The sequence below is a fragment of the Novosphingobium sp. JCM 18896 genome, assembly GCF_025938095.1.
Taxonomy (GTDB): Bacteria; Pseudomonadota; Alphaproteobacteria; order Sphingomonadales; family Sphingomonadaceae; genus Novosphingobium.
This window is the reverse complement of the sequence record NZ_JAPCZF010000001.1, coordinates 109275-128444: the sequence shown is the minus strand read 5'-3', so window position 1 is coordinate 128444 and position 19170 is coordinate 109275. Positions and strand designations below refer to the sequence as shown.

Annotated in this window: 16 protein-coding genes; 12 read left to right on the top strand and 4 right to left on the bottom strand. The window is 68.3% G+C overall.

The annotated features are described in order from the left end of the window. Positions 1–112: 112 nt before the first annotated feature. The 8 genes from OLX23_RS00580 (at position 113) to OLX23_RS00545 (ending at position 6272) form a co-directional block, all read left to right on the top strand. Positions 113–1084, top strand: coding sequence for an enoyl-CoA hydratase/isomerase family protein (locus OLX23_RS00580; protein ID WP_264442188.1), 972 nt, complete (start codon positions 113–115; stop codon positions 1082–1084). After that, complete coding sequence (locus tag OLX23_RS00575) at positions 1081–1833, top strand: DUF2889 domain-containing protein (RefSeq protein ID WP_264442187.1); 753 nt, start codon at positions 1081–1083, stop codon at positions 1831–1833. Before OLX23_RS00580 ends, OLX23_RS00575 begins: the two co-directional genes overlap by 4 nt. A gap of 104 nt (positions 1834–1937) precedes the next feature. After that, positions 1938–2888 (top strand): TauD/TfdA dioxygenase family protein, encoded by a 951-nt coding sequence (locus OLX23_RS00570; RefSeq protein WP_264442186.1) that lies wholly within the window; start codon positions 1938–1940, stop codon positions 2886–2888. A gap of 266 nt (positions 2889–3154) precedes the next feature. Continuing rightward, positions 3155–3397, top strand: a complete 243-nt coding sequence (locus OLX23_RS00565; protein WP_264442185.1) for a hypothetical protein — start codon at positions 3155–3157, stop codon at positions 3395–3397. 22 nt (positions 3398–3419) lie between these two features. After that, positions 3420–4811: a class II fumarate hydratase gene (fumC, locus tag OLX23_RS00560; protein ID WP_264442184.1), complete on the top strand. Its 1392-nt coding sequence runs from the start codon at positions 3420–3422 to the stop codon at positions 4809–4811. A gap of 57 nt (positions 4812–4868) precedes the next feature. Next, positions 4869–5099: an AbrB/MazE/SpoVT family DNA-binding domain-containing protein gene (locus OLX23_RS00555; RefSeq protein WP_264442182.1), complete on the top strand. Its 231-nt coding sequence runs from the start codon at positions 4869–4871 to the stop codon at positions 5097–5099. Continuing rightward, complete coding sequence (locus OLX23_RS00550) at positions 5096–5494, top strand: PIN domain-containing protein (RefSeq protein WP_264442181.1); 399 nt, start codon at positions 5096–5098, stop codon at positions 5492–5494. The genes OLX23_RS00555 and OLX23_RS00550 overlap by 4 nt, the downstream gene beginning before the upstream one ends. A gap of 79 nt (positions 5495–5573) precedes the next feature. After that, on the top strand, positions 5574–6272 hold the full coding sequence (locus tag OLX23_RS00545) for a hypothetical protein (RefSeq protein ID WP_264442180.1): 699 nt from the start codon (positions 5574–5576) through the stop codon (positions 6270–6272). A 24-nt stretch (positions 6273–6296) separates the two neighbouring features. Here the strand turns inward: OLX23_RS00545 and OLX23_RS00540 are convergent, their stop codons facing one another. From OLX23_RS00540 to OLX23_RS00530, 3 genes are read right to left on the bottom strand one after another with little or no spacing between them, the layout of a single operon-like run. Beyond that, a complete protein-coding gene (locus tag OLX23_RS00540; protein WP_264442179.1) occupies positions 6297–6506 on the bottom strand; it encodes a hypothetical protein in 210 nt (69 codons plus the stop codon). Then, entirely contained in the window at positions 6506–10825 is a 4320-nt protein-coding gene (locus OLX23_RS00535) for a translocation/assembly module TamB domain-containing protein (protein ID WP_264442178.1), read from the bottom strand. Before OLX23_RS00535 ends, OLX23_RS00540 begins: the two co-directional genes overlap by 1 nt. Then, the gene (locus OLX23_RS00530) at positions 10825–13155 is read right to left on the bottom strand and encodes a BamA/TamA family outer membrane protein (protein WP_264442176.1); all 2331 of its coding nucleotides are present in this window, start codon (positions 13153–13155) and stop codon (positions 10825–10827) included. Before OLX23_RS00530 ends, OLX23_RS00535 begins: the two co-directional genes overlap by 1 nt. Before the next feature lie 504 nt (positions 13156–13659). On the opposite strand from OLX23_RS00530, the gene astD reads away from it, so the two are divergent. Genes astD through OLX23_RS00510 form a run of 4 tightly spaced genes read left to right on the top strand, consistent with a single transcriptional unit; the run spans position 13660 to position 18546 of the window. After that, entirely contained in the window at positions 13660–15087 is a 1428-nt protein-coding gene (gene astD, locus OLX23_RS00525; RefSeq protein ID WP_264442175.1) for a succinylglutamate-semialdehyde dehydrogenase, read from the top strand. Beyond that, positions 15084–16277 carry a hydrolase gene (locus tag OLX23_RS00520; RefSeq protein WP_264442174.1) on the top strand — a complete coding sequence of 398 codons (1194 nt, stop codon included), beginning with the start codon at positions 15084–15086 and terminating at the stop codon, positions 16275–16277. Before astD ends, OLX23_RS00520 begins: the two co-directional genes overlap by 4 nt. After that, positions 16274–17284: an arginine N-succinyltransferase gene (locus tag OLX23_RS00515; protein ID WP_264442172.1), complete on the top strand. Its 1011-nt coding sequence runs from the start codon at positions 16274–16276 to the stop codon at positions 17282–17284. Before OLX23_RS00520 ends, OLX23_RS00515 begins: the two co-directional genes overlap by 4 nt. After that, the gene (locus OLX23_RS00510; protein ID WP_264442171.1) at positions 17281–18546 is read left to right on the top strand and encodes an N-succinylarginine dihydrolase; all 1266 of its coding nucleotides are present in this window, start codon (positions 17281–17283) and stop codon (positions 18544–18546) included. The genes OLX23_RS00515 and OLX23_RS00510 overlap by 4 nt, the downstream gene beginning before the upstream one ends. Here OLX23_RS00510 and maiA read toward each other — a convergent pair. Next, entirely contained in the window at positions 18528–19160 is a 633-nt protein-coding gene (gene maiA / locus OLX23_RS00505) for a maleylacetoacetate isomerase (protein ID WP_264443686.1), read from the bottom strand. The two genes, OLX23_RS00510 and maiA, sit on opposite strands and share 19 nt — an antisense overlap. Positions 19161–19170 lie beyond the last annotated feature (10 nt).

The following is a 19170-nucleotide window of genomic DNA, read 5'->3' as shown; positions in this document are numbered from 1 at the left end:
TGGACGAATGCGCAAGGAGAACGGATCATGGCACCGTTCCAGACAATTGAATCGCCGGGCAAGGTGAAAGACCTAAAGCTCGGCAGCACCACAGATTAGGAACACGCGGGACATGCCAGACGAAACGGGCCAGCCGAGCGCCGAGGACATCGTCCTCTACGAGAAGGACAAGGCGACCAAGATCGCGATCATCACGCTCAACCGCCCCGGCTATCTCAACGCGCCGACGATCGCCGCGCGCCAGCGCTTCGCCGACCTCGTACTGCGCGCCAATGTCGACGACGACGTCAAGGTGCTGATCATCCGCGGGGTCGGCGAGCATCTGGGCTCGGGCGCCGACCTTCCCGAGATGGCGGGCATGTTCAACGGCGACGAGGACTATTCGCCACTGCCCGAATTCCGCATTGGCGCCGATGAGGACGTGACCTATCCGCCGCGCGATTCCTATCGCTACATCGCCAACGTCACCAATCTCTATGCCGACGCGCGCTTCGGCCTGCGCAGCCTGCAGGACTTCAAGAAGATCTCGATCGTCGAGGCCAAGGGCTATTGCTACGGCTGGCACTTCTACCAGGCCGCCGACGCCGACATCGTCATCGCCTCGGACGACGCGCTGTTCGGCCATTCGGCCTTCCGCTACGTCGGCTGGGCCGCGCGCATGTGGCAGTGGGCCCTGACCATGGGCCTGAGGCCCTTCATGGAGATGGTCTTCACCGGCCGCCCCTTCACCGCCAAGGAGATGAAGGACCTGCACTTCGTCAACTCAGTCGTGCCCAGGGAGGATCTCGAGGCCGAGACGATGAAATATGCGCTCGCCTGTTCGCGCAACCGGCCGACCGATACCGTGGTCATGCAGAAGACCTTCTTCGAGGTGTTCAAGCAGCAACAGGGCGAATACATGGGCTCGATCCTCGCCGGCTGGCTCGAGGGCATGCTGCCCGCGGTCAAGCCCGACAGCGCCGACGAGATCGCCGTCGACGCCGAGACCTTCGAGAAGGGCCTGGCCGCGGCGGTCAAGGACAACGACAGCCAGTTCCCGCCCGAATGGCGGCTGTCCTATCGAGGCCGCCAGGCAAAGACATGACACCAGCGTTCCCCGCCTACCCTACCGGCCTCCACCGCCGGATCGTGCTCCAGCCAGGAGCCGGCTGGATCGGCGGGGCGCTCGAAGACGACATGCACCGCTTCCATATCCGGCTCGATCACGCCGAGGGCCGCGTCACGCGGGTCGCGGCCCATGCCGTGCGTCATCCGTGGTCGGCCTGCCCCGGCGCGACCGACTTCGTCTCGCGCGAGCTCACCGGCCTACCGCTGACCGAAGTCGGCGCGCGCGATCCGGCGCAACACTGCACGCATCTCTACGATCTCGCGATCCTCGCCGCCGCCCATGCCGAGGACACCGCGCCGACACGCTTCGACATGACCGTCGCCGATCGCGTCGAGGGTCGGACCACGGCGACGCTCCACGAGAACGGCATCGAGAAACTGCGCTGGCAGCTCGACGGCTCCGCGATCCACGGCACCGCCGACTCCGCTTCTGGCCGCGACCTGCGCCGCCTGTCGCTCTGGAAGCGCGAGCTTTCGCCGCAGGAGGCCGAATGGGCCACCCTGCTGCGCCGCGCGGTCTTCGTCTCGGGCGCGCGCCAATACGTCGCGCCGTCGCTCGAACAGACCGCCGCGCTCAACCAGGGCCGCATGGGCGTCTGCTTCAACTACCAGCTGCCGCAGGCCGAGAGCTCGACCCGCACGCCGAACTGGCACCGCGACTTCTCGCAATCGGGGCACCAGCCGCTCGAAGGCTTCGAACCCGCGGAGGCGTTCGCGGCAATGTAGGCCAGCGCATCATTCCTCTATACGCCACCCACCAATCATGTTACATAGTGCCTCATCGTATTACCTTGTAACACATACAGCCTAATAGGCGGGAGTTGGATCAGATGGCTTCGATCGAAGTGAAACCGCTGCAGGAAGGCCTGTCCTTCGGTGCGCGCGTCGATGGCGTGACCTGGGAGACGCTGGCCGACGAGGGCGTGCGCAAGCAGCTCCAGCAGCTGTTCGAAGACCGCGGCATGATCGTGTTCGAGAACGTCGAGCCCAGCGCCAAGATGCAGGTCGAGATCAGCAACGTCTTCGGCCCGCTCAAGGACCACCCGGTCAAGATGGTCGAGCGCCTCGACAACGACAGCTATCCCGGCGTCATCACGATCCGCGCGCAGTCGGACTCGGCGATCTGCGAGATCGAGGGCAAGACCCTGGTCACCTGGCAGCCCTGGCACTTCGACCACACCTACAACAACGAGCTCAACCGCGCCGGCGTGCTCCGCGCCGAAGTGATCGCGCCCGAGGGCGGCCTGACCGCCTTCGCCGACGGCATCCAGATCTACAACGACATGGATCCGACCCTGCGCGACAAGGCCGAGAACATCGAGCTGCTCTACACGCTCGACATGCATTACGAGCGCCAGTTCTTCGGCCTGCCCAAGACCTTCAAGGAAATCCAGCCGAAGAACGACGACATCCTCGAATATGCCAAGAAGCTGCCGCGCTCGATCCACCCCGCGGTGTGGACGCGCGAGACCGGCGAGAAGGTGCTGCACATGACGCCCTACGGCTGCCGCGGCATCGTCGGCAACGAGACCCCCGAGGGCAACGCGCTCTGCGCCGAGATCTGGGAAAACGTCGAAGCGACGATCGAGCCCTACTACCACCAGTGGAAGCCCACCGACATGGTGATCTGGGACAACTGGCGCATGCTCCACGAGGCCTGCGGCTGCAATCCCAAGTACGATCGCGTCGTCCACCGCACGACGATCAAGGGCGACTACGGCTTCGGCCGCTGGGAAACCGAACCCCAGGCGCAGACCGAGACGGTCGACGCGATGGCCTAAAGGCCTGATTTTCGAGCTTCTGCGAGAGGAAGCCAAGGAAGGGCGCGGATCGCAAAGGTCCGCGCCCTTTTTCTTTGTCGATCCTCCCCTGCAAGGGGAGGGGGACCGCCCGCGTAGCGGGTGGTGGAGGGGTGTCCCCTTCTCCGAGAGGCTGACACCCCTCCGTCAGGCCTCCGGCCTGCCACCTCCCCTTGCAGGGGAGGATCCGCCGCATCAGCAAACGACATGATCGCCCTTTCCTTTGGCCTTTTTGCACGCCGGCAGGGGTGCAGAAGCGTCGGGCCGAGTGCCGTACCCTTGACCCCGGCGCCCCGCAGGCCGATCTTCAGGTGATGCAGGCGATCATCTCGGTTCTCTCGCAACTGGCCTGGGGCGTGACCGTGGGCGGCCTTACCGCCGCCGCGACGGTGGCCGGCCAGGCCGTGCTCGTCGGCGGCGGGGTGGCCGGTTGCGGCTACTACGTCTGGCGCCGGCGCCGGAACCGCGCGAAGCCCAGCGATCCGTCCTGACCCCCGCGCAAAGAGGACCACCGTGACCGAGACCCGCACCGAACGCGACACGATGGGGGCGATCGAAGTCCCGGCCCGGCACCTCTGGGGCGCGCAGACGCAACGCTCTTCCGAAAACTTCCGCATCGGCGAGGAGCGCATGCCGCGCCCGCTGATCCACGCCCTCGCCGTGGTCAAGCGCGCCGCCGCGCGGGTCAACCAGGATCTCGGCCTGCTCGACGGCAGGCTGGCCGATGCGATCGTGCTGGCGGCGGACGAGATCGTCGCGGGCCAGCTCGACGACGAGTTCCCGCTGGTCGTCTGGCAGACCGGCTCGGGCACCCAGACCAACATGAACCTCAACGAGGTCATCGCCAACCGCGCCAACCTGCTGCTCGGCGGTGAACTCGGCGCCAAGACGCCGGTCCACCCCAACGACCACGTCAACATGAGCCAGTCGTCGAACGACACCTTCCCCACCGCGATCCACGTCGCCGCGGTCAGCGAGATCGACGCGCGGCTGCTGCCCGCGCTCACCGCGCTGCACGATGCGCTCGATGCCAAGGCGCGCGCCTGGGAACACATCGTCAAGATCGGCCGCACCCACACGCAGGACGCAACGCCGCTGACCCTGGGCCAGGAATTCTCGGGCTATGCCCGGCAAGTCGCGAACGGCATCGACCGGGTGCGCACCACCCTGCCCGGCGTCTGCGAACTCGCCCAGGGCGGCACCGCGGTCGGCACCGGGCTCAACGCCCCCTTGGGTTTCGCCGAAGCCGTGGCCAGGAGCATAGCCGAAGCCACCCGCCTGCCCTTCACCTCGGCGCCCAACAAGTTCGAAGCGCTGGCCGCGCAGGACGCATTGCTCTTCGCCCACGGCGCGCTCAACACGCTGGCCGCGAGCCTGTTCAAGATCGCCAACGACATCCGCTACCTCGGCTCGGGGCCCAGATCGGGCCTCGGCGAACTGGCGCTGCCCGAGAACGAGCCCGGCTCGTCGATCATGCCCGGCAAGGTCAACCCGACCCAATGCGAGGCGATGACCCAGGTCTGCGCGCAGGTCTTCGGCAACCACGCGACCCTGACCTTCGCCGACAGCCAGGGCCAGTTCGAGCTCAACGTCTACCGCCCGGTCATGGCCTACAACTTCCTCCAGTCGGTCCGCCTGCTCGCCGACGCGGCCGAGAGCTTCACCGAACACCTGGTGCTCGGCCTGGAGCCGCGCGAGGACAATATCCGCCAGGGCGTCGAACGCTCGCTGATGCTGGTCACCGCGCTCGCGCCCAGGATCGGCTACGACAAGGCCGCCGCGATCGCCAAGACCGCGCACAAGCAGGGCCTGACCCTGCGCGAAGCGGCGGTGGCGAGCGGGGATGTCAGCGCGGAAGAGTACGACGATCTGGTGCGGCCGGAGAAGATGCTGGGGCCGGAGTGAGTTGCCGCAGCCCACTCCATGATATACATTGACCAAGTATATCCTTGGAGACTTTCAATGCAGGTCACGCGATGGGGCAACAGTCTGGCGATCCGGCTGCCCGCGGCCGTGGTGGAAGCGCTCGGCCTCAAGGAAGGCGACGACATCGAGGTCCGCGTCGCCGACGATAGGACCTTCGCGGTCGCTCGCGACCGCAAGCGCTTGGCTGCGCTGGAGACGATCCGTCAGTTGCGTCGTCCACTGCCCGAAGGCTGGAGCTTCGATCGCGACGACGCGAACGCGCGGTGAAAGCGTTCCTCGACACGAATGTCGTCGTCTATGCCTTCACCCAGGATCCGCGTTCGGAGGCGGCCGAAGCCTTGCTAGCCAAGGGCTGCGACGTCAGCGTCCAAGTGCTCAACGAGTTCACCAATGTCGCGCGCCGCAAGCTCGGGTGGCAGTGGGACGAAATCGACGCCGCGCTGACCGCGCTTCGCGCGCTGGCCCGTGCGATCCACCCCGTGGATCTGGACACGCATATCGAGGCCTTGGCGCTCGCTCAGCGACACGGCTTCGCGTTCTACGATGCGCTGATCGTCGCCTCGGCACTCAGAACGCGGTGCGATGTGCTCTATTCGGAAGACCTGCAGCACGGCATGACGGTCGAGAAGAAACTACGGATCGAGAATCCTTTCCGGAGATGAGTGCGGATCGCGTTACCAGCCGCCGCGCCGCCGTCACCGGATTTGCATCTTGGTAATCGAGCCGCGCTAAGATCAGCGGATGAGCAAAGAGCCCATCCGTGTCGACAGCCGCGCCTGGACCGGAGACCCAACCGTCGTGGAGGGCCCGGCTTACGTCAGTCGCAGCTCTGGGCCGGCCTGGATGACGCCGCATGCCGCGTTGATGATGCTCGTGGTGCTCGTCGTGGCACTCGGCGCGATGCTGCTCGATATCTTCATCTGGAGCATTGCCGGCGAAAAGCCCTACTTCACGCCACGAGCAGATCTTCGAGAGCTATTCCTCGGCATTTCGGCAGGCGCCCTGTTCTGGGCGATCCTGGTTTTTAAGGGGCGGCGCAGGCTGGCTCCCTGGGTAATCCTGGTCGTGATCCTCGTCTCGAACGCGGCCGGCTGGGTCCACTTCTTCCAGGCCTTGGGCCGGCCCGGCCAAATTCAAAGAATGACCTTCTATGTCCGGAAGGTCGAGCTACTGGACAAGGGTAGGCATTTCACCACGCGCCGCTTCCGCGCCGAAGCCGCTCTGACCGACAGCGAAGGCCGGTGGTGGAAGCTCAATGGCCGCTACGCCTATATTCTGCCTCTGAACAATCAGGACTGCGTGACCCTCGACGTGCGGATATCGGGGCTTCACGCCTTTCCGGCTGGCCCGCTAAAACTGATCGAAACACCCTACATCGACAGCATCCGGGGCACTCGTCATCCCGAAAGATGCTTCAGCCCCGCCGCACCTTCTCGATAAACTGCGCCGCGGTGCCGCCGACTTTCAGGATGGCGGAGCGGAGGGCGATGGACTCGCAGCAGCCTCGCTCGCCGCCGCCTCGCCCATCGCTGCCTCGCTGGCCTTGACCGCCAGTTCCTGGTCGATCGAGGCCGCCTGGCTGGCCATCTTCTTCTGCGCGTCTTCGTAGCGCTCGTCGAAGCTCTTTTGGCAGCCCGCCAGCAGAAGCAGCGCGATGACCGCCAGAGCGCGCATCAGTAGTTCTTCCGCACGCGCAGGTTGAAGTTGGTCACGCCCGAGCCGCCCGCCTGGCTCAGCAGCGACAGCCACTTGGTCAGGCTGATCTCGAGCTGGGTGGCGGTGAAGCCGCGCGCGTCGGTGACGAGTTCGACGTAGATGTCGTCGGTGATGTACTGGCCCGCCGCCAGCGCCGTGCCGCGGCCCGAGGTCTCGTCGGGCGAGAGGATGCGCAGGCGGCTGATGCCCGTGGCCGAGCGCAGCTTGCCCATCGGGTTGAGCCCGCCGCCCGAGCCGCGCAGCGAATTGAGCGAGGCGGCGAGCTGGACCGCCTGGATCGGCGAGATCGCGGTGACCGAGGAGCCGAACAGGATGCGGCTGAGGATCTCGTCCTGCGGCAGCCCCGGCGAGGACGAGAAAGTGATCTGCGGGTTGTAGGCCCGGCCCGAGACGTTGACGTTGACCGTGACGTCCTCGATGTCGTCGGTCGCGGTCATCTGGACGATCGGGTCGATCGTGCGCCCGCCGGTGAAGGTGACGCGGCCCTCGCTCAGCTCGAAGTTGCGGTCGGCGAAGTCCAGGGTGCCGCGGATCAGTTCGACCTCGCCGGTCAGGTTCGGCACGGCGCTGGTCCCGGTGACCCGGAAGTTCGCGCCCCATTCGGATTCGAGCCCCATGCCCGAGACGTAGAGCCGCTCGGGCGCCGACAGCGCCAGGTCGAGGCGGATGTTGCTGAACAGGCCCGGAGCGGGCTTCTGCGGTTCCTCGCTGGTGAAGCGCTGGCGGCGGTTCGGCTTGAAGCGCACGCCGGTCAGCTCGGGCACCTGCGAGGCGCCCTGCCGGATGATCTCATAGCGCGTCTCGGGCAGCGCGATCTTGCCCTGGAGCAGCGCGGTCTCCCCTGCGGCCTTGGTCAGGCGGAGCTGGCCCGTGGCAGAGGCCGAGACGGCGTTGCTGCGCGCGAGCTGGGCGTTGTTCATCGTCACCGAGACGTCCATCGGATAACCGGCCTCGGCGGCGAGGCTGACGAAGCCCGAGGCGGCGATCGTGCCGGCACCGGCATTGGCGCTGAGCTTCTCGATCTCGAGCCGGTCGCCGGTGAAGCGGCCCGACAGCGCCATGTTGGTCAGCTTGGTACCGTAGATCTGGTTCTCGTAGGTCAGGCTGTTGGCGCGGATCACGCCGCTGAGCTGCGGGGCCGAGAGCCGGCCCGAGAAGTCCGCCGCGACGCCGATCGGACCCGAGAGGCGCTGGTTCGACAGGCCGGCAAAGGAGAACAGCGTATCGGCCGGGCCGTTGTAGCGGATGCCGCCGCCGAGCGGCGCGCCGAACAGCCGCGTCGTCCACGAACCGGCACCCGGCGGCAGCGGCCGCAGCGAGGCCTGCATGCGGCCGATCACCGTGCCGCGCTCGCGGAACACCGCGCGCGCCTCGCCGCCGTCGGGCAGCAGCTTGCCGACGAAGTTGACGTCGACCGGCTCGGAGATCGAGACCGAGGTGGTGCGTGTGAAGTTGTCGATCGACAGCCGCGCGTCGGCGCGCGGGAAGGCGTCGGTGCTCGCCTGCTCGAAGTCGAGGCTGCCCGTGGCGCTGCCGCCCACGCCGATCGCCGGCATGAAGGCGTTGACCAGGCTCATGTCGAAAGCGTCGAGCCGGCTCTCGACCTTGATGCCGCCGTTGCTGCCATAGGTGCCGGCGAGGCGGATGTTGCCCTTGCCGAAGTCGATCCGCGTCGGCAGCAGCTCGTAGCCCCCACCTGCCTTGACGCCGGAGGGGATCACGCGCGCCGGCGAGGTCGTCTTGAAGGCGAGCCCGCGCACGGTGCCGTTGATCATCGCCTTCCACAGCTTGGGCTGGAGATCGGCGTTGGCGGCCACGCGGAAGGGCACGCCGGTATAGCCGCGCGCGAGCAGCTTGGCCTGGCCGCGGCCGTCGCGATAGTCGATGATCGCGCGCGCCTCGCGGATCGACAGCATGTTGATGCGGGTATCGGCGATCTGCGCATCGGCGACGATCCAGGGCTTGTCGTAGAGCACCACGCGCGCGTCGACGATCGCCGCGCCGATCGCCAGGCTGGCGGGACCGGGCAGGACCGTATCCTCGGCGCGCAGGTTGATCAGCGCTTCCTGGTACTTGCCCTGGGCGCCGAGCCGGACCAGCCCGTCGAGCCCGTTGCCCTTGGCGGTGAGCTGGCCGGCGAAGGGCCCGGCCGGCGTCTGCCGCAGCGATCCGGCGAAGTCGATGCCGCCGAGGTTGGCGCTGGCGATCTCGACCGTGGTGACCTTGCCGATCCCCAGCACGACGTCGGCGGTCAGCGGGCCATAGTCGGTGTCGGCATTGGCCTTGAGGCGATAGCCGCCGGGCGCGCCGGTGATCTCGGCCTCGAGATTGGCGAGGCCGATGCCCAGCCCCGGTCGCTCGGCCACCACGCTCGCGCGCGGATTGCTGACCGTGCCCGCGACTTTGACCCCGACCTTGCCGTATTGCCGGTGCACGGCCTGGGCGTTGAGCACGATCTGGCCGCTGGGCGCATAGGAGCCGTCGCCGCCGGTCACGCGCAGTTCGGGCGATTCCAGCCGCAAGGTGTTGAACCGGATGATCCCGTCGGGACCATAGGCGACGCCCGCCGAGGCGGTGAGATTGCCGCCGAGGAAGTTGCGCAGGCCCTCGTTGCTCAGCTTGGTCGAGCGCGCGCGGACCTTGCCGACCATCGCGAAACCCTGCGGCACGGTCTTGAGATCGACATTGGTCTCGATGTTGAAGGTGCCGACGCTCTCGACCTTGTAGTTGTCGATCTTGCCGTTGACCGCGCCGGTGTAGAGCCCCTTCGACGTATCGGCGATCAGCACGAGGCCCGCGTCGATGCGGTCCGAGCGGATGCGCATGTTGTCCGACAGGATCCGCGGCCAGTCGATCGCGAGATCGCCGTCGAGCCGGACATTGGCGAGCTGGCCGCCGGCGACGGTGTCGAGCCCGGTGATCCGCGCGACGCGCGCGGCGACGGGCACGATGATGCGATCGGCATCGACGCGCGATTCGCCGGTGGCGGTCAGCCGTTCGAGCCCCATGTCGTTCATCTGCACGCGGTCGGCGTTGAGCACGTAGGCGACCGTGGGCCTGGCCATGGCGCCGTTGAGCGTCAGTTGCGCGCGCATGTTCTGGCCCGACAGGTTCGGCGCGATCGCCGAGGGGCGCAGCAAGGCAAAGCCGAGCTGGAAATCGGCGAAGCTGTTGTCCGACAGGTCGACCCCGCCCTTGACCGACAGCCCCATGGCATCGCCCGACAGCGTCCCCGAGAGATCGGCCTTGCGCGCCTTGACCACGGCGGTGAGGTCGATCGCGTTGGCCGGGCCGAGCAGGTTGGCCGTGGCGCCGTTGACCAGCCGCGCGAAGCGGGCCGGGCCCTTGATCGCGAACGTGCCGTCGCGCGCGGTCAGCGCCAGCCGCGCGAATTCCTGGCCGCCGAGGTCGGCGTCGAACTTGCCGTTCCACACCTTCCAGTCGCCCTTGCCGTCGACCCGCACCGCCAGCGGCTGGGTCAGCCCGCCGAGCTTGGCGAGCACGCCGCCCTTGGGCGCGTCGAGCGCGAACTGGAAGTTGAGCTTGTTGGTCTCGGGCACGGCGTCGAGCACGAGCTTGACCCGGTCGCCGCCGGCGCGGCCCTGCCCGGCCACGGCCGAACCGTCGAACCACACCTGCGCGCGGCCCGAGGCGATATGCGCGCGGCCATCGAGCAGGAACACGCGGCGCTCGCCCGAGACCGGCGCCTCGGCGAAGAAGCGATCGACCCGCAGCTTGCCGATGTCGATGTCGAGATTGGGCAGCAACGGCCCTTCCTCGGTCGAAGGCTTGAGCTCGGGCGCGCGGCGCAGGATCATCCGCTGCGCAGTCAGCGCGCGGACGTCGACGTGGTTCTTGAGGTAGGAGAACGGCCGCCAGTCGACCTTGATCTCGGGCGAGAACAGGAATTCGCCCTTCTGGTCGCCGACCGACAGCCCGCGCAGGGTCATCGCACCGTAGATCGAGCCGTCGATCCGCGCGACCTTGATCGTCAGCCCGTTCTCGAACTGCAGCTTCTCGATCTGGTCCGAGACGAAGCGGTGACCCGGCCCGGTATCGAGCAGGAACACGCCGAGCGCCACCAGCGCGAGAAAGCCAACGACGAGGCCCACGGCCCACTTGGCGATCCGCAGAGGCCAATTCGCCGGCTTCTCGACGACGCGAACCTCGGTGGTCTCGCTTGCCTCCGTCTCGACCGGCTGGCTTTCGCCGGGTTGGCTATTAGGCGTCGGCTCGGGCGCGCCCTGTTCCACGGGGGGTTCTTCTTCGCCGGCCATCAGAACGCCTGCCCGATCGAAACGTAGACGCTGACCCGCGCCTCACCCGGCCGCCGGTTGATCGGCGTCGCGATGTCGAGCCGCATCGGCCCGAAATTGGTGTAGAAGCGCCCGCCGATACCCGCGCCATAGCGCAGGTCGGAGAACTTGGGCATCGTCGACTCATAGGCCTGGCCGACGTCGACGAAGCCGACGATGCCGAAATTGCCGAAGCGATAGCGCACCTCGGCCGCGGCCTCGTTGACCGAGCGGCCGCCGATCGGCTTGCCGTCGGGGTCCTGCGGGCCGAGCTCCTGATAGCCGAAGCCACGCACCGAGCCGCCGCCGCCCGCGTAGAACCGCCGCGACGGCGCGATGTCGTTGCGCGCCGCGCCCTGGATCGTGCCGAAGCGCACGCGGCCGGCCAGGACCACGTCCTTGCTCACCGAATAATAGGCCGAACCGTCGATCCGCGCGCGGACGTAAGGCGTGAAGCCGCCCTCGAGCGAACCCTCGGGCTGGATCAGGGTGGTCAGGCGATAGCCCTTGGTCGGGTTGAGCAGATCGTCGCTGGTATCGAAGCCGAGCTGGCCCGACAGCGCGGCGATGTAGAAGGTGCGGCGCTGGCGCTTGCCCAGGGCGAAGTCGTAGTCCTCTTCGCCCGAGGCCAGCAGCTCGACCCCCGCGGCATAGGTCAGCTTCTTCTGCCAGATCGGCGTCGAATCGCGCGCGATGCGCGCGGCGAGGCGGCCGGTATAGGCGTTGTAGGCCTCGTAGTCGGTGTGCAGCGCCTCGGCCGTGAGCTCGAAGGTGCGGTCGCGCTGGCCGGCGTTCGAGCGGCGGAAGGTCACGCCCGCGCCCTGCTCCTGCGTACCCGCGACGCCGTGCGCGATCAGCGCGCCTTCGGGGCGGAACATGTTGCGGTGGGTCCAGGTCGCCTCGGCGCGCAGGCCCTGGCCGGTGCCGTAGCCGAGCGTGCCCGCAATCGTGCGCGGCGGGCCGGCGTCCTGGGTGACCATCATCGTCACGTATTCGGCGCCGTCGGGATCGTCTGCGACCTTCTGGCCGCTGCGCTGCGGCTCGATCGCCACCGACGAGAACAGCCCGGTCGCGACCATCGCCTGGCGCAGGTCGTCGACCTTGCGGCTGTCGTAGAGCTCGCCGCGCTTGAACCGGGTCAGCACGCCGACGTGCTTGGCGTCGAAGGCGAGATCGCCGGTCGTGGCGATGTCGCCGAACCGCGCGCGCGGGCCGACGGTGACCGGCAGGGTATAGTCGCCCTGCCCCGTGTCGCGATCGAGCAGCACGTCGCGCTGGCCGACTTCGGCGAAGGGATAGCCTTCCTGGGGCAGCGCCACGGCGATCTGCGCCTCGGCGCCCTGGACGCGCTGCGCGACGATCGGCTCGCCGGTCTTGAGCGCGAGATTGCGGCTGACGAGATCGGCCGGGATGGTCGGCGCGGCCAGGATCACGATCGAGCCGAGCGTGTAGCGCTTGCCCGGCGTGACATCGAGCACGGCGGTCAGCCCCGGCGCGGCCGGGCGAGCGCTCGCGCTCTGGGTCGCGGGCTCGCCGCCATCCTCGTCCTCACGGTCCTGGCTTGCCTCGCCGCCGCGGCTGAGCCGCGTGCGCACGCGCGCGCCGAACCAGCCTTCGGACGCGAGGATGCGCTCGAGCAGCACTTCGTCCTCGGTCAGCCGCGCCGTGACCATCGCGGCGTTGGCGGCCTTGCCCTTGCCGCTGCCGAGCGCGGAGAGATCGTCGAACAGATCGCGCAGGTCGGTCTCGGTCTCGGCATCGGCCTTGTCGAGCCCGTTGACCTCGACCCGATAGGCAACCTCGGCCGCCTTGTCGTCCTCGTCCGCCTCGGCGAACTGGACCGGCTCGACCTGGAACTGGTCGATCGGCGGCAGCGGCTTGTTGAGCTCGGGATCGTTGACCGGCGCATCGCCGATCTGCTCGGTCGCGGTGCCATCGGCCAAGGCGGCATTGCCCGCGGGGGCCCTCTGTCCCTCGGTGGGTTTCGCTCCCGCCTGCTTCGACGCCATCTGACGCTCGAACTCCTCGATCGATTCGAGCGGGCGGTCGAGCTCGGCATCGTCGGCGACGTCGAGCGAGGGAATCGCCTTGTTGAAAGCCTCGTCGGAAATCACCGGATCGACCGCGGGCAGGTTCGCTTCGGGCGGGGCGGCGGGCACGGGCAGCTTGCCGGCCTCGAGCTTGGTTTCGGCGGGCGGCGATACGGCAACGGGGGCGGCATCCTGCGCCCAGGCGGGCAAGGCGGTCAGGGCAAGCGCGGTCGCGACGACGCCCGCACAGGCATCGAACCGCACCCGCTTCCGGCGCAGCATCGCAAATCTGTCGCTGACCCTCTGCTGCATAGCCCCCGTCGAACCCGCATGGACGAGACCGATTAAGCCCCGCACATCAAACGCCTAAGCGCGCGTCGTAGGGAAAAGTTCCCATAGCACACAAGCCGTCGCATCATCTTTCAGCCCGGGCCTGTGCGCAACCGCGGAAAGACCACCGATACAACCCGTTAGCGTCAAGTCGGGACGGTCTGCCGCAAGTGCAGGAACGGAGGGCAACCCAGACCAACCACCTTACCCGTCGCCCCTGCGAAGGCAGGGGCCCAACCGACCGCGCCGCCACGCGCCCTCCGCTTCAGGGCGAGAACTCTGTTGGGCCCCTGCCTTCGCAGGGGCGACGGGCAGATGAAATTGGCAAAATACGGCAGCGAGACGGATCGCCCACCGCACAGGCAAACGTCCCCACCGGACCGTCCACCGCAAGCTCCACACGTCCTTCCTAGAATGGGCCTTGTGGAATTCCCACAAGGGAGGATGATGGACGCGATGCTGCAATCCTTCGATCCGGCAACGGGTGAAGTGGTCTGGGAGGGCCCTGCCGCCAAGCCCGCTGCGGTCACCCGCGCGGTCGATGTCGCGCGGTGCTCGCTCGCGGGCTGGGCCGCAACGCCGCTCGCGCAGCGCCTGGCCATGGTCCGCGGCTATCGCGGCGTGCTCGAGGCGCGCAGCGAGGATCTCGCCCGCCTGATCGCGCGCGAAACCGGCAAGCCGCTGTGGGAAGGCCGCGGCGAAGTGGCCTCGATGATCGGCAAGATCGACCTGTCGATCGCCGCCCAGGCCGAACGCGCGGGCGAGAAACGCAGCGCCACGATGTTCGGCGAAACCGTACTCCGCCACAACCCGCACGGCGTGATGGCCGTGCTCGGCCCCTACAATTTCCCCGGCCACCTGCCCAACGGCCACATCGTCCCCGCCCTGCTCGCGGGCAATGTCGTGGTGTTCAAGCCCAGCGAACTGACCCCCGCGGTGGGCGAGACCATGGCCGATGCCTGGCAGGCTGCGGGACTGCCCGAAGGCGTGTTCACGCTGGTCCAGGGCGCGAAGGAAACCGGCGCGGCGCTGGTCGAGAGCGACATCGACGGACTGCTGTTCACCGGCTCGGCCGCCGCCGGCGCGCATTTCCGGCGGATCTTCGCCGATCGCCCCAAGGTGATCCTCGCGCTCGAACTCGGCGGCAACAATCCGCTGGTGGTCTGGGACGGTGCCGATGCGGCGCTCGACGTCGAGGAGGCCGCCGCGCTGGTCGTGCAATCGGCCTACGTCACCAGCGGCCAGCGCTGCTCCTGCGCGCGGCGGCTGATCCTGCCCCACGGCACCTTCGGCGATGCCGTGGTCGAGGCGATCGCCGCGCTGCGCGATCGGCTGCGCGTCCATGCCTGGAACGCCGATCCCGCGCCCTACATGGGGCCGCTGGTCTCGGCCGAAGCCGCGACGCGCGCGCAGCAGCAGGTCGGCCAGATCGTCGCGCTCGGCGCGCGGCCGATCCGCCTGCTCGAACCCCTGCCCGATCGCCGCGCGACCTTCGTCACCCCGGCTCTGCTCGACGTCACCGGCCTCGCGGTGCCCGACGAGGAAATCTTCGCGCCCGTGCTCCAGGTCACGCGGGTCGACAGTTTCGACGAGGCGATCGCCGCGGCCAATGCCACGCGCTTCGGGCTCGCCGCCGGGCTGGTCAGCCCCGACCTCGCGCTGTGGCAGCGCTTCGTGCGCGAAAGCCGCGCGGGCGTGGTCAACCGCAACCGGCCGACCGCCGGCGCCTCGGGCGCGATGCCCTTCGGCGGGCTCGGGGATTCGGGCAATCACCGGCCCAGCGCCTTCTATGCGGCCGATTACTGCGCCTATCCGGTCGCCAGCTTCGAGGCGGCGCAACCCACGGGCAACGTCGCCTCGCTCGCGGGGATGCTGATCCCGTGACGCGCGACGAGGCCGCCCTGGTCGAACCGATCGCGCGCGACGCGATCGCCGACCGGGTGCTGGCCTGGACCGCGATCAACAGCGGCACGGCGAACCTCGCCGGCCTGGCGGAAACCGCCGCTCTGCTCGCCGATGCCTTCGCCGTCCTGCCCGGCGCGCTAACGCTCGAAGAACCGCAGCCGGTCGAGACCGTCACCGCCGCGGGCAAACTCGCACCCGTGGCGCATGGCCGCCACCTTGTCCTGCGCGTGCGCCCCGAGGCCGAGCGCCGCGTGCTGCTGACCGGGCACATGGATACGGTCTATGCCGCCGACCACCCGTTCCAGGCGAGCACCTGGCTCGACGCCGACCGGCTCAACGGCCCCGGCGCGGCCGACATGAAAGGCGGGCTGGCGCTGATGCTCGCGGGGCTGGTTGCCTTCGAGGCAGGCCGCCCCACGCTCGGTTACGACGTGCTGATCAACAGCGACGAGGAAACCGGCTCGGCCGCCTCCGCGCCGCTGATCGCCGAACTGGCGCGCGGCAAGATCGCCGCGCTGACTTACGAACCCGCGCTGCCCGGCGGCGGCATGGCGCGCGCGCGGCCCGGCTCGGGCAATTTCGCGGCGGTCGTCACCGGCCGCGCCGCGCATGCCGGTCGCAATCCCGAGGACGGGCGCAATGCCGTGGTCGCCGCGGGCGATCTCGCCTTGCGGCTCCACCGCGCGCGGCATCCGGCGCTGCGCATCAATCCTGCGAAGATCGACGGCGGCGGCCCCAGCAACAGCGTTCCCGCCCTGGCCGTGCTGCGCGTCAACCTGCGCCCGCACGGCCCGGCCGAGGCGGCGGAAGCGCAAGCCCTGCTCGATCGTCTCGTCGCCGAGGTCGCGTGCGATCATGACGTCACGATCGCGCTCCACGGCCATTTCGGTCGCCCGCCCAAGCCGATCGACGCGGGGGCCGAGCGCCTGTTCGCGCTGGTCTCGCGCGCCGCCGCCGATCTCGGCGAAAGCCTCGCCTGGCACGACACCGGCGGCGTCTGCGACGGCAACAACATCGCTGCCTGCGGCGTGCCCGTGCTCGACACGATGGGCGCACGCGGCGATTTCATCCATTCGCCGCAGGAGTATTGCGACATGGCCTCGCTGGTTCCGCGCGCGCGGCTGACCGCGCTCGTGCTCCACCGCCTCGATCGGGGAGATGGCCTATGAGCTTCGTCCTGCGCGCCGCCCGCCCCGCGGACCTGCCCGCGCTCTACCAGATGGCCAAGAGCACCGGCGGCGGCTTCACCAACCTGCCGCCCGACCGGCCGACGCTCAAGGCCAAGCTCGCGCGCACCGAGGCTTCGTTTGCCCGAGCAGAGGACACCCTCGCCGACGACCTGTTCCTTTTCGTGCTCGAGGACACGGCCAGCGGCAAGGTCCGCGGCACCTGCCAGATCTTCTCGCGGATCGGCGCGCGCTGGCCGTTCTACTCGTACCGGATCAGCACCTTCTCGCAATATTCGAAGGAGCTCGACCGCACGATCCGCGCCGAGACGCTCGTGCTCTCGACCGATCTCGACGGCGCCAGCGAGGTCGGTGGGCTGTTCCTTCTCGCCGGCGATCGCGCCGCGGGCACCGGCGCGCTGCTCGCGCGCAGCCGCTACCTGTTCATGGCCCTGCACCGCGCGCGCTTCGCCGACCGGACCATCGCCGAACTGCGCGGCGCCCACGACGAGACCGGCGGCTCGGCCTTCTGGGACGGCCTCGCCGGGCGCTTCTTCGGCATGAGCTTCCGCGAGGCCGACGATTTCAACGCGATCCACGGCAACCAGTTCATCGCCGACCTCATGCCCAAGCACCCGATCTATACCGCGCTGCTGCCCGAGACCGCGCTCGCGGTGATCGGCAAGCCGCACCAGTCGGGTCGGGCTGCGCAGCGGATGTTGGAGAACGAAGGCTTCCGCTACGAATGCTACGTCGACGTGTTCGACGGCGGCCCGACGATGACCGCACCGACCGACGAGATCGCGACGATCAAGACCGCGCGCACGGCCGAAATCGTCGGCCTAAGCGACGAGGGCGAGGACTGCCTGGTCGCGCATGGGCATCTGGGCGCATTCCGGGCGTCATGCGGCCGGATTGCGGCAACAACGACAGGTGTCAAGTTGAGCCCCGGAACGGCCGAAGCGCTTGAGGTTTCTCCCGGTGATTCCGTGACTTACGTTCCGCGATGAGCCTCATCGAGATCAACTTCGACGGGATCGTCGGGCCGAGCCACAATTTCGCCGGGCTCAGCCTCGGTAACCTCGCCGCGACCGCCAATGCCGGCAAGCTCGCCCATCCGCGCCAAGCGGCGTTGCAGGGCCTGGCCAAGATGCGTGCCAATCTCGAACTCGGCCTCGTCCAGGGCCTGTTCGTGCCGCTCGACCGCCCCGACGAGGCCTGGCTCGCCAGCCTCGGAACCACGATGGAAAGCGCCGACAAGGCCCTGCGTGCCAACGCTTTTTCGGCCTCGGCGATGTGGGCTGCCAACGCCGCGACGGTGTCGCCCTCGCCCGACACCGCCGATGGCCGCTGCCACCTGAGCACCGCCAACCTCGTGACCATGCCCCACCGCAGCCACGAGTGGCCGGGCACCCTCGCCCAGCTCCGCCTGGCCTTTGCCGACAGCCGCCATTTCATGGTGCACGCGCCCGTCCCCCCGCCCTTCGGCGACGAGGGGGCGGCCAACCACATGCGGCTGTGTTCGAGCCATAACACCCTGGGAATAGAGGTTTTCGTCTACGGCGAGAGCGGCGGCCCCTTCCCCGCGCGCCAGCATCGCGAGGCCAGCGCGGCGGTGGCGCGGCGGCACGGCCTCGATCCGGCGCGCACCCTGTTCGCGCGGCAATCACCCGAAGCGATCGCTGCAGGCGCCTTCCACAACGACGTCGTCGCCGTGGCCAACGAGCATGTGCTCTTCGCCCACGAGCAGGCTTTTGCCGATCCCACGGCACTTTATGCGGCACTTCGTGAGAAATTGCCCGAAGTCGAGATCATCGAGGTTCCCGCCGCGGCGGTGAGCCTCGCCGAGGCGATTTCCTCCTACCTGTTCAACGCCCAGCTCGTGACCCTGCCGGAGGGCGGAATGGCGCTGATCCTGCCGAGCGAGGCCCGCGCCAATCCGCGCGTCTGGTCCTGGCTCGAGGGTCTGGTCGCGAGCAATGGCCCGATCCGCCGGCTCGTCCCGGTCGAAGTCCGCGAATCGATGGCCAACGGCGGTGGCCCCGCCTGCCTGCGGCTGCGTGTCGTGGCCGATCCCGCGACGGTGGACCCGCGCTTCCTGGTCGACGAACGGCGGATCGCGAGCATCGAAAGTCTGGTTTCGGCCGAATGGCCCGAGACGATTGCACCCGCCGATCTGGCGCGCCCAGCACTATGGCGCGACGTGCGAAAAGCCCGCGCCAAGCTTCTGGACTTGCTCGACCTTTCGGAGCTTCAGGTCGCGTCGGGCTGATTGTCCGGGTGCGCGCGGATGAACGCCGGCAGTTCGAGGCAGGCGCTCTCGATCCGATGCATCCACGGCATCGCCGAAAGCTCGAAACCAAAGCGCCGCGCGTTGTAGAGCTGCGGGATCAGCACGCATTCGAACAGCCCCGGCGCTTCGCCGAGAAAGTCGCCGACACCGCGTTCGGCGAGCCGCGCCTCGACCCCGCCGAGCGTCTTTGCCAGCCAGTGATGATACCAGCGGCGGACACCATCCTTATCCTGGCCGAATTCGCTCTCCAGGTACTTAAGCACCGGCGAATTGAGCGGGCCGTGCAGTTCGGTGGCGATGGCATAGGCCAGCTCGCGCACGGCAAAACGCGCGTCGGCATCGCCGGGCAGGAAGGCCGGTTCGGGATAACGCTCGTCGAGCCATTCGAGGATCGGCATCGACTGGGCATAGACACGCCCCTCGACCTCGAGCGCGGGCACGCCGGCATAGGGATTCTTGCCGCGATAGGCGTCCTTGCGCTGCTCACCGGTGAGGATGTTCACCGGCACGACCTCGTAGTCCAAACCCTTGAGATTCAGGCCGATACGGACGCGATATGAGGTCGAGCTGCGAAAATAGGCGTGAAGGCGCACCGGCTTCTCC